Genomic DNA, 14,725 nt, shown 5'->3' with positions numbered 1-14,725 from the left:
CTCTCCCGTAGGGTGTTAAACTGGACGACGGGTGATCGGATGTCGCATGCTTCGCCTCGTCGTCCCGCACGGCCGGGCTCCTTCCGGGGTCCCGGCCGGAGACTCATCGCGGTCTTTGCTCTTTTCGTCCTGCTCCCGGGCGCGCTTCTCGGCGTTTTCGCGTTGCGCGTTCTGCGCCAGGAGAGCCAGCTCGCCAGGCAGCGGACACGCGAGAGCCTGGAAAGAACCGCGGCGGAAATCAGCCGCGACTTGGAGGCGGAGTTCCAAGAGTGGAGCGATACGGTGCGGTCGGCGGCTTCGCGGGAGAAGCCGCTAGCTGTCGGCTTCTTCCCAGAGTTCATCGGACAAGCCTTCTCGGAACCGGGCGGCGGCGTTTTTCTGTCATTAGCCGATGAAAAGATCGAGGTGTTTCCCCCCGGCGCTCTATTATTTGTTCCCCGGAGCCCCGCAACGTCCCCAACCGCTCTAAGCCGACCGCCGGTCGGCCTGGCCGAAGCAGAATCCCTGGAGATCGCTCAAAAAGACTATCCGAGTGCCATCCGAGCGTACCGGGGCCTGCTCGATTCGGCCGCTGCCGGGTCGCGCCCGCTGATCCTTCAACGCCTGGCCCGGACGCTCCGCAAAGCCGGCCGGCTCGAGGAGGCCGCCGGCGCTTACCGGGACCTCCGACGCTTGGCCGCGGTTTGGATCGGGGGGCTTCCTTCGGACCTCATCGCCCAGGCCGAGCTTTGTGCCTTGGCCTCCGAGCGCGGTGATACGGCCGACCTGGCCCGGACGGCCATGGCCTTCTATCGGGATCTGGCGTCGGGAAAATGGCTCCTGGACAAGCCCCGATACCTCTATTATTCCGAGCTCGGCCGGACCTGGTGCCGTGACAGCCGTGTGGAAGTCGGCGAATTCGACCGTCTCCAGGCGGCCGAGGGGCGTCGGTTGGCTCTCTCCCGCGCCGCCGAGGACTTCCTGAACGATCCTAGGACGGTTTTTCCCGGCGAAAGGAATAGGTATCTCGCTTTCCTGAATAAGGATCCTTTTGCCGCGGTCCTTGTCTCCGCAGACGTTTTAGCGTCGCGTTGGTGGCCCCGGATCTTGGCGATTCGGGCGAAGGACCTTGAAGCCGTCGTGTTCGCCGCCGACGGCTCCGCGGTTTTCGGATCATCGCCCCCGGTGCCCCCTCCCTTCGCCGTAACGCGTGATCTTCGGATCGATGGGGCCCGGTGGCTGCTTCAGATCTGGCCCGGACGGCCGGAGGGGATTTATGCGGACATCAGGCAAAAACGGACTCTGTCCCTGGCGATGCTGGGTTTTGTCACGATCATGCTTGCCTTTGGGAGCTACCTCACGGTCCGGATCGTCAAGCGGGAGCTTGAGATCGCCCGGTTGCGGGCGGACTTCGTCTCGACGGTCTCCCACGAATTCCGCTCCCCCCTGACGGGGATCCGGCAGCTCGGCAGCATGCTGCTCGACGGGCGAGTGCCCGACTCGGAGAAGCAGCGAGGCTATTTCAAGATGATCGTCCAGGAAAGCGACCGCCTTTCTCGTTTGGTTGAAAACATCCTCGATTTTTCCCGGATGGAAGAGGGACGCAAGGAATACCGGTTCGCGCCGCTCGATCCTACCCCGTGGCTGCGGACGGTGGTCGCGGATTTCGTGACCGAGTTCGCCGCGAATGGTGCGGCGGTCGAAGCGGACATTCCGGACGGACTGCCCCTGATCTCCGCCGACAGAGAGGCCCTGGGGTCCGCGGTCCGCAACCTCCTCGACAACGCCGTGAAGTACTCGCCCGGCTCGAAAACCGTCTGGCTCGATGCCGGGGCCGAGGGCGACGCCGTCAAGATCTCCGTTCGGGACAAAGGAGTCGGAATCTCCGAACATGACCAAAAGCATATTTTCGACCGGTTCTACCGGGCCGAAGCCGAAATCTCGAAGCGGGTCAAGGGGGTCGGACTCGGGCTCAGCCTCGTCAAACATGTCGTGACGGCCCACGGCGGCACGGTCGAATGCCGGAGCCGGGCCGGCGAAGGCAGCGACTTTATCATCCGGCTTCCGGCCGCGCCGGTTCGGGGAGGAGGATGAGATGAACGAACGCATTTTGGTCGTGGAGGACGAGCCGACGATCGCGACGGGCTTGCGCGACGACTTGGCGATCGAGGGGTTTGTCGTGGAAGTCGCCGAGGACGGCACGGCGGGCTTGAGCCGGATCCTCGAAGGCAAGTTCGACCTCATCCTGCTCGACCTGATGCTGCCCGGGATGGACGGCTTCAGCGTCTGCCGCGAAGCCCATTTGCGGGGCGACCGCACTCCGATCATCATGCTTACGGCCAAAGGGCAGGAGGTGGACAAAGTCGTGGGCCTTGAGCTCGGGGCGGACGATTACGTCACCAAACCCTTCAGCCGACGCGAGCTCCTGGCCCGCATCAAGGCGGTCCTGCGCCGCTCCCAAAACGATGCGGAGCCAAGCGCGGTCCATCGTTTTGCCGACTTCACCGTCGACTTCGCCCGATGTGCGGTTTCGCGCCGGGGCGGGAAGATCGATCTGACCGCCGTGGAGTTCAAGCTTCTGCGGGTTTTCCTGGAGCACCGCGGCCAGGTCCTGTCGATCGACGACCTGCTGGGAGAGGTCTGGGGGCGCGACGCCGTCCTGACGGACCGGGTCATCTATACCCATGTCAATAACCTCCGCAACAAGCTGGAGGAGAATCCCCAAAAACCGAAGTTCCTGATCGGTGTCCGGGGCCTTGGGTACCGCTTCGATGGTTAAGAAGTCTGGGCTAAGGGTGGACACCTTGACCGAAGCTTGTCCCAGGCTTGACCCAGGCTTGGAGCAAAGAAGACGCGGGTGCCTCATGATGTCCTCGAAGTCAGGAGGTGCATAATGAAAAAGTCGATGATTCTTCCGCTGCTTGCCCTGGCCCTGTCCATTGTCCTGTCCCCGCCGGACACGGCGGCCCAGAAATCCCAATCCGCGGACGTCCTTCTCGGCGCCGCACTCCATCAGGAAGAGGTGGAGGGGAATATCGAGGCGGCGATCAAATCCTATCAAAAGCTCCTGGCAGAGTTTCCGGGCAGCCGTCTGCCGGCGGCCCAGGCCCAGCTCCACCTCGGCATCTGCTACGAGAAATTGGGCCTGAAGCAGGCCCAGGAAGCGTTTCAGAAAGTCGTGGAGAACTATCCGGAACAAAGCGAGGCGGTGAAGGTCGCCCGTACTCGACTTGCCTTAATTGCAGGAAAAAACGGCGAGGCAAGCAACCAGAGGTCGGTCAAGCTCCTGTTGTCAGGAACAGGCTCGGGAGGGAAGCTATCACCCGATGAAACGCAAGTTGTGTATAGAGGGGGGGAGGGCAACCTGCTGGTGAAAGATCTCAAGACCGGCATAGTCAAAACTGTTGTGAAATTTGGAGAGAGAGAGGGAGACTACGCCGTAGATCTAGTCTGGTCGCCTGATGGGAAACAAGTTGTCTATACTTATGGCGCGCCGATGTTGGTGCATGATCTGAGGATCGGAAATATTGAAAGCGGCGAAAGTCGGATCATCTACTCGAACCCACTGACATACCCTTTTGCCCAGGACTGGTCAGCCGACGGGAAGAGTGTTGTCTGTATGTTAAGGAAGGGCAGTAATGGCACCTTTGCCGGCTATGGAGTGTTTGACATCGAAACTCGCAAGCTTGGTCAATTCGTGGCCGCTGAAGGGGGGGAAGCTGGGGTCGCAAGCTTCTCGCCGGACGGCAAGTCCATTGTTTACGATCTTATAGAAAAGGGGAACCGCGATCTTTTCGCATATTCGGTCGCGACGGGTGAGAAAACTCGCCTGACAGATTCACCTGCTGAAGACGGGAAAGCGGCATGGTCCCGCGACGGCAAGTACGTCGTGTTCAGCAGTAACAGACGAGGAAGCTGGGATCTGTGGGCTGTTCCAATTCGGAACGCAAAGACGGCGGGCGAGCCTTTCCTCGTGCAGGGGGACTTCGGGAATAAAAGCAAGAAGATGACTCGGACCGGTAAGCTTGTCTATAACGTCTCAATCGTAATGAACGATGTTTATACTTTGGATGTAAATCCGATGACTGGGGAATCGCCGGGAGTTCCGAAGCTTATCACTACCTCACACTACGGAAAACATAATACGCCGGCATGGTCGCCCGATGGGAAGAAGATCGCATATGTGCGCAACTCCGATCTCCTCTGCGTTCGCACTCTCGAAGATGGTCGTGAAGAATGTATTGAAACCGGGATGAATTGGATCGCTTGGATGTCTTGGTCTCCAGATGGCAAATCGATCGCACTTTCCTCTGTTGGACAGCCGGCCAAAAGCGGGGTTTATCTCTATTCATTTGAGTCCGGTAAATTGTCAACCATTTTCGAGAGTGACACCCTCATCCCAAGCCCACTCCTTAGACCACTAGGTTGGTCCTTGAACGGCAAGGAGTTCCTGTGCCTTCGATACATGGTGAAGGACGAACAGAAAAATCCCTTTGATCAAGAGGTGAATCCTGAGTTGATTGCGATCGACGTACGCACGAAGGAGAAACGGATTCTGGAAAGAAGTGTCAACAGGGGCTGGGATATCGCCATGATGCAACTCTCGCCTGATCGCACGCGAATGGCCTATGGGCAGTCCGATTCCGTAAAAAAAGAGATAAAGCTTGTGGTGTCCGATCTCAAAGATCAGGAAAAGAGAGCTCTGGTTACGCTGAGCGAAGATAAAGCTTATATTTTATCGCCAATTTGGTCCCCCGATGGTCGTATGATCGAGTACCACTTTGTTGATCGAACGGTGAAACCAAACAAGGCGGAGGTGAGAGTGATCGCGGTCGATGGGAGCTGGGAGAAGACGATCAAGACGGGAAAATTGGACATTCTCACCGGCAGGAGTCAGGATGCGTGGAGTCCCGATGGGACGAAGCTCGCCGTGACGTTGTCAAGTGGACCGACGGGAGAGCTGTGGGCGATGGAGAACTTCCTGCCGACGGCGAAAGCCGGCAAGTAAACCATGAGGGTGGGGGCTGAAAGCAGGGCAGGCGCCGGGCCTGCCCTGGGCTTTTTTGCGCTTGTGTTGCTGGTGGGGCGCCGTGAAGCCGTGGGACGGTTTTCGAGGCGCCGCGCAGCCCGATTTTTAGTAGTTGGTTGTAATGGTGTTTTGGTTCTTCTCGTCCTGGGCGATCCCGTTCTGCAGGAAGAGGGATGCCGCCTGGGCGACGATGAAGATCATAAAGCAGACGAGCAAGAGGTCGAAGATGATCAGGCCGGCCGATTTAAGGCCGGAAACTTTCTTGGCCAGGCCTTGCGGGGCGAAGATGTCGAACGACCATTTGCCGGCGTAGATCATGAAGATGAAGAGCCCTCCGGCCAGGCGGAGGGCCAGCTTCCCGGCCCGGAGATAGTCGGCCGGCTCGATCTTGAAAAACGGGGATACAAGCCAAAAGCCGTAAGCGAGGACTAGTGTGGAAAACGCCCCCCAGAGGATCTGGGAAGTCGAAGGCATGGCGGGCCATTTGATCTTTTTCATTGCTCTGTCTCGACTATTGGACGCCGGCGGAGGGCGATTTCTTCCCTCCGGCTTCTCTTATTATAGGCCATTTTTCCGCTACCGGCCCGTCACCTGGAGATAGGTCATCCGCTTGACCCGGTAGGCCGCCAGGGCTTCCGTCCATTGATCGTCGGCTTGTTGCCGCAGAGCCTGCGCCTCCAGCCAGTCGGAGACTCCGATCATTCCGTTGGCATAGCCGTCCTGATTGACTTTCAGGTTTTCCTCGGCCTGGGCCTTTGTTTCCCGGCTCAACAGCACCTGTCGATGCGCGTCGGAGAGATCCTGCCACGCTTTTTCCATCTGCAGCAGGAGCAATTCGGAATTGTTGGTCAGGCTGTTGCCCGCGATCTGTTCCCTGATCCTGCGCTCCTTCAACGCATGAGCGGCTTGCCACCAACCGGAAATCGGGATGGAGATCGTCCCATAGACGAGTCCGATCGTTCGCCCTTTCTGCTCGTCGGATTTCGTATAGAGGCCGCTGAGGCCCACGGCGACCTGGGGAAGAAATTCTCCCAGCTTCATCCGGGATTGAAGCTCTTCGGCCCGGACCGATGCTCCCAACAGCTTGAATTCGGGCCGGGTCTTGACCGCCTGCGCGGCTTCGACATGGGCGGGGAGATCGGGAATCGCCGAGGTCAACGAATCCGTTAGGGCCATCGCCGGGTCGAACGGGATGCCGAGGTGCTGGCAGAAGGCCATCAGCGCGAGATTTTTCCCATTTTCCGCTTTCGACTTGTTGACCAGGAGCTCGGACCGCTTGATCTTGACTTTCAGGACATCGTTTTTCATGACGAGGCCGGCGGCATAGGCGTCCTCCACCTGGCGGAGGAGACTGTCGAGGAAGGCTTCGTAGGTCCCGATCGTCTTGAGCTTTTCCTCCAGCGAAACGAGGAGCCAGTATTGCTCTTCCGTCTTCAGCAGGATATCGTTGCGTAAAAGATCTGTTTTATATTCGCCGGCCTCCACGCCCAGTGAGGCGAGCTTGTTGCCGTTCACGATCCGGCCGCCGGCGAAAACCGGCTGGACCACGTTGATCATCCCCATGGTGGCGGACTTCAGCAGACCCGTCGTCGTGCTCGGGAAATAGGCGAATTGCGTGGCCAAAGGCAGCGTCGCCGGATTCCCGTTGTAGACGGGAAGATTTCCCCCCGACGAGGTCATCTCCATGAGAGCCTTTTGCGCGTCGAAGCTGAATCCGCTCGCGCTGATAGTCGGGAAATAGCTCGTGAAAGCGGCTTTTCGGGCCTGCCGGGCGGCCTCCGTCTCGAGGTCGCTGTTCTTCATGAGCCCGTTGTTCTGAAGAGCCAGCCGTTTGCTCTCCTCCAGGGTCAGCGGACGCTGCGCATAAACCGCTTGGGCGCACAGCCCGACAATGATGATCCAGGCCGCCTTTTTCATGACGCCTCTCCTGCGGCCGGCGAAGGACGTTTCGGGGGCCTATGGGCATAATAGTAAAGCACCGGAAGGACCAGCAGGGTCAGGACCAGGGCGGCCATCAATCCGAAGCAGATGACCGCTCCCATCGGGCCCCACAACGACGATCCGCTGAGGACCATGGGGATGACGCCGACGGCGGCCGCGCTCGCGGTCAGGAAGATCGGGCGCATCCGCCGCTTGGCGGCGGCGATAGCCGCTTCTTCCACCGTATGGCCGTGCTCCGCGCACAGCTCCTCCGCGTAGGTGACATAGATGATCCCGTTCCGGATGACGATCGCCGTCAGGCCGATCACCCCGATGAAGGCCATGGCGCTGAACGGATATCCGGTGATGAACACCCCCAGCGCGGCGCCGAAAATGGTCAACGGCATCGTCGCCATGATCAGCAGGGACGTCTTGATCTTGCGGAAATGGACCATCAGGATCAGGAAGATCATGATGACGCTCGTCAGGAAGGCGTAATAGATCGGCGTGATGTATTCGATGATGTTCTGGAGCTCGCCGCCGTATTCGATGTGAACGCCCGGCGGCAAGGGCAAGGCGTCTATGGCCGGTTTGATCTTTTTGATGATGCGCGAGGCGTAGAGTCCCCGGTCCACATCCGCCTGCACGGTGATGGTTCGGACGCCATTTCGCCGGATGATGACTCCTTCGGTCCATCCGGGCTTGAGATCGGCCAGCTGCCGCAAGGGGACGGACGACACGACGAACGGCGATGTGACGTATTGATTGGCGATATCGGCGACGGCCGTTTTCGTCTTCTTGTCGACTTTCAGCTTGACGGCGACGGGAGTGTCCCCTTCCCAGACCGTGGCGACGAGAAATCCCTTCGTCCCGACCATCAGCGAATAATTCATGAGCGAGGTCGAATACCCCATGCGCGCGGCTTCGTCCCGCCGGACGTCCAGGTTGATTGTTTGCAGGGGCTGCCGGAAGTCCGTGGTGGTCGAGTAGACGCCCGGGACGGGGCGGATGATCGCCTGGACTTGGTCGGCCACGCCCTTGATGGCCGGAATGCTGTCGCCCGAGATGCGGACCTCGATGGGCACGATGATCGGCGAAAATTCCAGCTGTTTCCAACGGATTTCCGCGATCGGATAGCGTTGGCGATACTTCCGGCTGTATTCGTCGAGAATGGCTTCCGTGGCGTCGTTGGATTCCGTCAGCACGACCAGTTGTCCGTAATTCTTGGACGGGAACTGCGGTGCGTAGAGGGCGTGGAAGCGCGGCGAACTGGTCCCGACGAATGAGGCCACGACTCGAACCCGGGGGTCGTTTTTCAAAAGTCCCTCGAGGTCTCGGATCACGGCATCCGTCTGCTGCAGCGAGGTTCCTTCGGGCAGGGCCACTTCGACCGCGAATTGATTGCGGGCGATCTTGGGAAAGGCCTGCTGCGGCGTGCCGGCCAGGATGACCAGGCCCAGAACCAGCGAGGCCGCGCCGACCGCGACGACGAGGGCTTTTTTCCGGAACGCCTTTTCGATGAGGCGGTCGTAATAGGCCTGCACCCCGTTCAGGAAGGCCGCCCTTCGGCCTTTCGAAGCATCGCCCTTGACGCCCCGCTTGATCAGGTCGTAGCACAGGAGCGGGACGATCACGACCGAGACGACGAGCGACAGGGCCAGCGGAATCCCGATGGCCAAGGGCAGAGACCGCAGGAAGTCCGCCGCGGAGCCCTTCATAAAGAAGCGGATCGGGATGAAGCAGGCGATGATGATCAGGGTGGCGGTGAAGACCGAGGCGCACAGATCCCGGGGGGCTTGCGAGGCGGCCTGGTCCCTGGGGACTTGATGGTCCAGCTTTTCGACATAGTTGTCGATGATGACGATGGCGTCATCCACGACGATCCCGAGAACGATGGTCAGGCCGGCGAGGGAAACGGTTTGCAGGTCCATGCCCGCCGCCCACATGATCCCGAGCGTCGAGAGAATGGAGATCGGGATGGCCGAGGCGGCGACGAGCGCGACCCGGGTCGGCAGCAGGATGAGCGTCACCAGAATGACGGCGATGACGGCGATGGCGAATTCCTTCAAAAAGGACGTGACGGCCGTGGAGACGGCGTTCGGGACGTCCGAAATCTTGATCAGCCGGATGTCGGGAGGGAGCGACTTCGTGAACTCGTCGATCACCCGGCCGACCTCCCGGCCGAATTGGACGACATTGTTCCCGCTGTGCATTTCCAGGGAGACAAGGAGGCACTTTTTCCCGTTGACGCGGACATCGGAATCCGGCTCATCATATTCGCGGACGACCCGCGCGACGTCTTTGAGCCGGACGACGTTCCCCGCCGGATCGGAATAGACGATCTGATTGGCGATATCCGTTTCCGTTTTATAGGCCAACGGGACATGAATCGGGTAGACAAGCTTCCCGTCGTCGATTTCGCCGGCGTATCCGACGGAGCTTTGCGCTTGGAGGGCCGCCAGGAGGAGCAGCGGCTTGATCCCGGAATGGGTCAGCTTGGCGTCGTCGACATAGACGCTGACCTGCTCTTTCCGCATCCCGTATTGTTTGACCCGGGAGACCGACTCGACCTTCCGGACGTCGCTTGCGAACCGCTCCAGGCAGGCCTCGAGCTCCGGGTATGTTTTCGTATCGGATTGGACGGCCAACAGCACCGCCGACGCCGAGCCGAAGTCGTTGTCCGCGGTCAGGGAATTCACGCCGGACGGCAGCTCTTTTTTCAATTCGTTGAGCCCGTGACGGAGCTTCAGCCAGAACTCGTCGGGGTTCTTCTCCTTTTCCGAGACGTCTACGTAGATGACCATGACGTTTTCTTTGGACATCGACCAGGTTTTGGAACGGTTGACGGCGTGATATTGGAACAGATATTCCTCGACCTTGGACGTAAGCTGTTCCTCCACTTGGAGAGAGGACGCGCCCGGATAGATGCCGATGACGATTCCCTGCCGGATTTTGAATTCCGGGAATTCATCCCGGGGCATCTTGATCAGCGCCAGGATTCCAACAAGAACGAAGAGCCCGACGAAAAGGAACAAAATCTGTTTCAGACCGAGGAGGATCTCCAGCCACGACTTTTTGTTTTTCATGGTTCGATGCCATCCGCTGGTCAGGAATGGACGATTTTCACGGACGAGCGGTCGGCCAGCTTCTGGTGCCCGGCCGTGACGACCAGGTCGTCGGCGGTGAGCCCGGCCGTGATTTCGATGCCGTCCTTCATGAGCTTCCCGATCTGCACGTATCGAATGAAGGCTTCCTGCTTGGCGGCGTCGACGCCGTACACGAAATGGCGGCCCGTTTCGTCGACCAGCAGGGCCTGGTTGGGGATGACGAGTCCGCGGGCTTCGCCGGGGAAGCGCAGGACGGCGTTGCAAACCATCCCGGGCTTGATGACTCCCTCCGGGTTGGCGATGCCGATCTTGATCTTATAGGTGTGGGCCAAGACGTCGGCCATCACCCCGATTTCCTCGATGGTTCCCGCATATTCCCGCGCCCTGAGGGCGCCGATATGGATTTGCGCCGGCGCGCCTTTTTTGATCCGGGCGATCTCGTTTTCCGGCACGGCGACCCGGGCGAAGACTTTCGAGATCTTGACGATCGTGATCGAGGCGATATTCGGCAGGCTGACCATGCCGGGGTCCAAAGAGCGGCTGCCGACAAAACCGTCGGTCGTGGCATAAAGCCGGCAATTATCCAGGGCCTTCTTGGCCATGCCCGCGGCGGCTTGGGCCTGCTGGACGCCGGTCTCCACTTCCACGTATTTCACGTCCGTCAACGTGCCGTTCTTGTGCATCGGCGTGACCCGGCGATAGGCGTCCTCCGCCTGCGCCCGGGCGGCCAGGGCCATGTCGTACGCATTCTGGAACGAGGCCGGGTCGAGCTCGGCGAGAAGCTGCCCCTTTCGGACGGCGTCGCCTTCGGCCACCAGCACGCGGACGACGGTTCCGACGGAGGCGAAGCTCAGCGGGATGGACGTCGACGCTTCCATGGTCCCGCTGTACGCGAGATCCTGCGCTTCATCGGCGGGCCGGGCTTTTTGGACCTCGACGCTGACGGCCTCCGGGAGGGCCTCGGGGGGCGTGCCGCAAGCAGCCGCAAGCAGGACCAGGGCCAGGCCGCTCAAGAAAATATTGGGTTTGCGCATATTCCTTCTCCTGTCACATGGACGGATGATTTCTTCGGGTCGGGCCGAAGCTACAGGCCTCGGGACGTCAGGTCCAGGATGAGGCGGATGAGCTCCTGGTCGTCGTTCTCGACAAAGACGTTAATCAGCAGGCTCCGCTTGATGCCGAGCAGGGCACGAGTGAGGGCATCGATGTTCCGGGCGGAGGCGGCTTTGAATTCCTTGCGCTTGAAGCCGAACTCCAGGATGGACCGCATGATCTGTTCGTCGAGAATATCGTGCTTCTTGCGGATATTCCGGATAAATTCGTTGTCGATCTTGACCTCCCCCCGCATGACGTCGAACAGCGTCATGGTGTCCCGGATCTCCTTGAACGTTGTGGAGACGTAGGCCATGAGCTTCCCTTTGGCGGTCTTCTGTTTGTCGACTTCCCGCCGGGCGGACTCGAGGATCCGGGCGACCTGGCCGTCCAGAACGGCGAGGAGGATTTTCTCTTTGTCCTTGAAATAGTAATAGAGCGTGCTCTTCCCTTTGCCGGTCGCCTTGGCGATGTCCTCCATGGTGGTCTTCTTCAACCCCCATTTCTGGAACAGGGCTTCCGCGGCCCGCAGGATGTCCGCTCGAATGATGTCGTCTTTGCTCATCATGGTCCTTTCGACTAAAATCGTTTTCTATTCTAAAACGGGGACGAGGATTTGTCAAATCCGCAGGACGGGTTGGGGGCCGGGCGCTCGTGGACGCGCCGCTTCCGGACGGGGGGGCACGGTGCTTTGACACCTCCGTTTGGCTGTGCTAATTTCTATTTACCGAAGGGGGACCCGATATGTCTGACCAGAAACGGCTTTGCCATTTTCAAACAAAGGGCGTGTCGAGAAAGCGGCTGTATCTGGGGATTCTTGATCTTCCTTTTAGTTCGTTCGACACGCCGGCGAATGGCGCGACAGTCTGGTCCTCGATCGCCGTGACGGGCTGGGTGCTCGCCGAGCGCCGGACGGCCGAGCGGGCGGGGCTTAGGTTGGCCCAGATCAAGGCTACGGCTGGTCCTTAATTGGATGAAAAAACGGGGGGGGGAAATGAATTCCATTGTCGGATCGAAATTCCTGCGGCGAACTTCTGCGTTTATTATCGTGCTTTTATGGAGTGTCGTTTATTCGTTTTCCTTGCCTGATAACGACAAGGCCGGGAAGCGCTTTGTTTTGGAGGGGAATACGCCGGCTTTTTCCTCACTATCCGCGGCCATCCGGTCAGCGGCCCAACCTCATTGGCAGAGCCTGGGGCCCGGCTGCCTCTCCGTCAGCCAAATTATCGTCGATCCGCAGCGGCCGTCTGTAGTTTATGCCATTACTCAACAGGGGCGAGTGTACAAAAGTTCTGATGGAGGCGCCAACTGGCAGCTGGCAGGGGAGGGATTGCCGGCACAACCTGAATCTGAAGCCGCCTTAGCCATCGATCCCCAAAGGCCGTCCTTTCTCTATTTAGGATTATCATCCGGAGTCTATCGGTCCACGGATGGGGCGGCCACTTGGACGAAATTGCCTCCAGGCCCGAGCGGCATCAGTATTCTCGTCGCATCCCCGGCCGATTCTTTGACCCTCTATGCGGGCTGCTCCGAGGGCGCCTTAAAAAGCGCGGATGGAGGAAAGACCTGGACGGGGCTCGGGATCGCCATCCACGGAGTTCGGACTATCGCTTTCGATCCACAGAACCCAGCCGTCATCTATATCGGCGGATACCCCGCTTCGTACCCATCCGTTGGCGCAGCGCTATGGAAAAGCGTTGATGGCGGAGCCAATTGGACTGGCGCCGATGCCGGCATATTTTTAGGGAGTTATCAATTCGTCTCTTCCATCGCCGTCGACCCGAAATCTTCCTCGATCGTCTATGCCGGAACCTATCAAGGACTTTATAAAAGCACTGATGGAGGCTTGTCTTGGATTTGTCTCTACGAGACAGAGGGCCAAGAAAAAATCGTGATCGATCCCCAGGAGCCAAATACCCTCTACCTTGCTGTCGATAGCATATACGTCAGCCAAATATCGCCTATATTGCTCAAGAGCCGCGATGGAGGCCGTTCCTGGGCACTGATCATGAAGGGCCTTGAAGGCGCGTCGGGATTCTACGATATCGCACTCTCCGGACAAGAGCCTAACATTCTCTGGATCGGAAGGGCGCCCCTTGGGATCTCGAAAACATATGACGGCGGAACAACCTGGTATCCCTCTTCAGCCGGATTGCCAAGCTCAGGGCCCGTCATATCCCTGGTCTTGCCGCCATTGGCCGCTGCTCCTATCTATGTCGGAACCGGAGTGGTATTTCCTTTAGCCGGCGTCTTTCGAAGCATGACGGGGGGGGCGTCGTGGCAGATCAAAAACGATGGACTGAACCTTTTCACTTTGCCGGTTAGTTCTCGTAATCTCGTGTTTTTATCCGGCGACCCCTCTTCTCCGGCCAAGCTTTATGCGTACGTCAATGAATTCGTTTTGAAGTTGCCGCTCACTACTACCCTTTATCAATCCTCGGACGGAGGCGATCATTGGAGCGGTCTTTCAAGCAACGGGGCGTATAAATACGGCCTCGCCGTCGATCCGAAAAATCCGTCCGTCCTCTATGCGCCGAGCTCGCAGGGAGTCGCCAAAAGCTCGGACGGCGGGTCGACCTGGACCGATCTCAACGTACCGCCGGCGTCTGTACTGGTGATTCATCCTCAAACGCCGGCCCTTCTCTTCGCCGGCACGAAAAGCGCGGGTGTTTACGTGTCCACCGACGCCGGGGCGAATTGGACGGCCGTGAATTCGGGTTTGGCGGATTTGAATATCCTTGCCTTAGCTCTGGCCGAGAATTCCCCGGCCGTCCTCTATGCCGGAACGGCCAGCGGCATGTTCCAGAGCAGCGATGAGGGCGCCCATTGGACGGCCATCAACAACGGCTTGTCAAATCTCGTCGTCAAGGTCATCGCCGTCGATCCCCGCTTTCATAGCACAATCTATGCCGGGACCGATGGAGGCGGTGTTTTCCGAAGCGTCGATGGAGGGGTCAACTGGACGGCTTTCAACGCCGGCCTCGATAACCTGACCATCAATTGCCTGGGCGTCGATCCTTCCGACTCAAGCCGGGTCTATGCCGGAACGAATACGGGCCTTTTTTCGACATATGATCCCCCCTCGATTTCGTTAAGCCGCAACCGGATGACCTTCGGCGCTATCGCCGGAGGATCTGGTCCTCGACCCCAGACCGTGCAAATAAAAAATCAGGGTTCGGGAGCCCTTCAATGGACGGCTTCGGCGACAGCAAGTTGGATCCAACTTCTACCGGGGGCGGGGAGCGGTAACGGCCTTCTTCAAGTCGGCGTCAATCCTGCCGCTTTAATCGCCGGAAAATATGCCGGACTCATCCAGGTTTCCGACCCGGCAGCGGACAATTCCCCTCAGTTGATCGATATCGAACTGAACGCATATGCCCAGGGGACGACTGCCCCGCCTTTCGGCTATTTCGACACACCGCTCGACGGCACCACGGGGATAAGCGGATCGATTCCGGTAACGGGTTGGGCGCTCGATGACATCGAAGTGACGGGCGTGAAGATCTACCGCGATCCGGTTGGGGCCGAGCCGGCCGGATCGTGCATCTATATCGGCGACGCGGTCTTTGTCGAGGGGTCCCGGTCTGATGTGGAAGTC

General features: G+C 59.2%; 10 protein-coding genes. 5 read left to right on the top strand and 5 right to left on the bottom strand.

Annotated elements, in window-relative coordinates; all coding sequences use genetic code 11:
* Window positions 1–39: 39 nt before the first annotated feature.
* The 3 genes from NTZ26_02575 to NTZ26_02565 all read left to right on the top strand — a co-directional run bounded on the left by NTZ26_02575 (window position 40) and on the right by NTZ26_02565 (window position 4,987).
* Window positions 40–2,073: a HAMP domain-containing sensor histidine kinase gene (locus NTZ26_02575; GenBank protein ID MCX6559377.1), complete on the top strand. Its 2,034-nt coding sequence runs from the start codon at window positions 40–42 to the stop codon at window positions 2,071–2,073.
* A gap of 1 nt (window position 2,074) precedes the next feature.
* Window positions 2,075–2,758 (top strand): response regulator transcription factor, encoded by a 684-nt coding sequence (locus NTZ26_02570; protein ID MCX6559376.1) that lies wholly within the window; start codon window positions 2,075–2,077, stop codon window positions 2,756–2,758.
* A gap of 114 nt (window positions 2,759–2,872) precedes the next feature.
* Window positions 2,873–4,987, top strand: a complete 2,115-nt coding sequence (locus tag NTZ26_02565) for a tetratricopeptide repeat protein (GenBank protein MCX6559375.1) — start codon at window positions 2,873–2,875, stop codon at window positions 4,985–4,987.
* 126 nt (window positions 4,988–5,113) lie between these two features.
* Here NTZ26_02565 and NTZ26_02560 read toward each other — a convergent pair whose 3' ends face one another.
* The 5 genes from NTZ26_02560 to NTZ26_02540 form a co-directional block, all read right to left on the bottom strand.
* Entirely contained in the window at window positions 5,114–5,506 is a 393-nt protein-coding gene (locus NTZ26_02560) for a hypothetical protein (GenBank protein MCX6559374.1), read from the bottom strand.
* A 78-nt stretch (window positions 5,507–5,584) separates the two neighbouring features.
* Window positions 5,585–6,925 carry a TolC family protein gene (locus NTZ26_02555; protein ID MCX6559373.1) on the bottom strand — a complete coding sequence of 447 codons (1,341 nt, stop codon included), beginning with the start codon at window positions 6,923–6,925 and terminating at the stop codon, window positions 5,585–5,587.
* Window positions 6,922–10,014 (bottom strand): efflux RND transporter permease subunit, encoded by a 3,093-nt coding sequence (locus tag NTZ26_02550; protein MCX6559372.1) that lies wholly within the window; start codon window positions 10,012–10,014, stop codon window positions 6,922–6,924. The genes NTZ26_02555 and NTZ26_02550 overlap by 4 nt, the downstream gene beginning before the upstream one ends.
* A 20-nt stretch (window positions 10,015–10,034) precedes the next feature.
* Window positions 10,035–11,069, bottom strand: coding sequence for an efflux RND transporter periplasmic adaptor subunit (locus NTZ26_02545; protein MCX6559371.1), 1,035 nt, complete (start codon window positions 11,067–11,069; stop codon window positions 10,035–10,037).
* Between the two features lie 50 nt (window positions 11,070–11,119).
* Window positions 11,120–11,695: a helix-turn-helix domain containing protein gene (locus NTZ26_02540; protein MCX6559370.1), complete on the bottom strand. Its 576-nt coding sequence runs from the start codon at window positions 11,693–11,695 to the stop codon at window positions 11,120–11,122.
* Window positions 11,696–11,871: 176 nt separating this feature from the next.
* Here NTZ26_02540 and NTZ26_02535 point away from each other — a divergent pair, with 176 nt between their 5' ends.
* Both NTZ26_02535 and NTZ26_02530 read left to right on the top strand, forming a co-directional pair.
* Complete coding sequence (locus tag NTZ26_02535) at window positions 11,872–12,096, top strand: hypothetical protein (GenBank protein MCX6559369.1); 225 nt, start codon at window positions 11,872–11,874, stop codon at window positions 12,094–12,096.
* 25 nt (window positions 12,097–12,121) lie between these two features.
* Window positions 12,122–14,725 (top strand): hypothetical protein (locus tag NTZ26_02530; GenBank protein ID MCX6559368.1); only part of this gene is annotated, 2,604 nt, incomplete at its 3' end.

The sequence above is a fragment of the Candidatus Aminicenantes bacterium genome, assembly GCA_026393855.1.
In the GTDB taxonomy this organism is placed as follows: Bacteria; Acidobacteriota; Aminicenantia; order Aminicenantales; family UBA4085; genus UBA4085.
Note: the sequence above shows the minus strand (reverse complement) of the source record. Positions and strands in the feature narration are given on the sequence as shown.

Excerpts from the sequence above, each read along its gene's own strand:
- NTZ26_02570 (MCX6559376.1), top strand. The coding sequence starts at position 2,075 with ATGAACGAACGCATTTTGGTCGTGGAGGACGAGCCGACGATCGCGACG.
- NTZ26_02560 (MCX6559374.1), bottom strand. The coding sequence starts at position 5,506 with ATGAAAAAGATCAAATGGCCCGCCATGCCTTCGACTTCCCAGATCCTC.
- NTZ26_02550 (MCX6559372.1), bottom strand. The coding sequence starts at position 10,014 with ATGAAAAACAAAAAGTCGTGGCTGGAGATCCTCCTCGGTCTGAAACAG.
- NTZ26_02535 (MCX6559369.1), top strand. The coding sequence starts at position 11,872 with ATGTCTGACCAGAAACGGCTTTGCCATTTTCAAACAAAGGGCGTGTCG.
- NTZ26_02540 (MCX6559370.1), bottom strand. The coding sequence starts at position 11,695 with ATGATGAGCAAAGACGACATCATTCGAGCGGACATCCTGCGGGCCGCG.
- NTZ26_02575 (MCX6559377.1), top strand. The coding sequence starts at position 40 with ATGTCGCATGCTTCGCCTCGTCGTCCCGCACGGCCGGGCTCCTTCCGG.
- NTZ26_02555 (MCX6559373.1), bottom strand. The coding sequence starts at position 6,925 with ATGAAAAAGGCGGCCTGGATCATCATTGTCGGGCTGTGCGCCCAAGCG.
- NTZ26_02545 (MCX6559371.1), bottom strand. The coding sequence starts at position 11,069 with ATGCGCAAACCCAATATTTTCTTGAGCGGCCTGGCCCTGGTCCTGCTT.
- NTZ26_02565 (MCX6559375.1), top strand. The coding sequence starts at position 2,873 with ATGAAAAAGTCGATGATTCTTCCGCTGCTTGCCCTGGCCCTGTCCATT.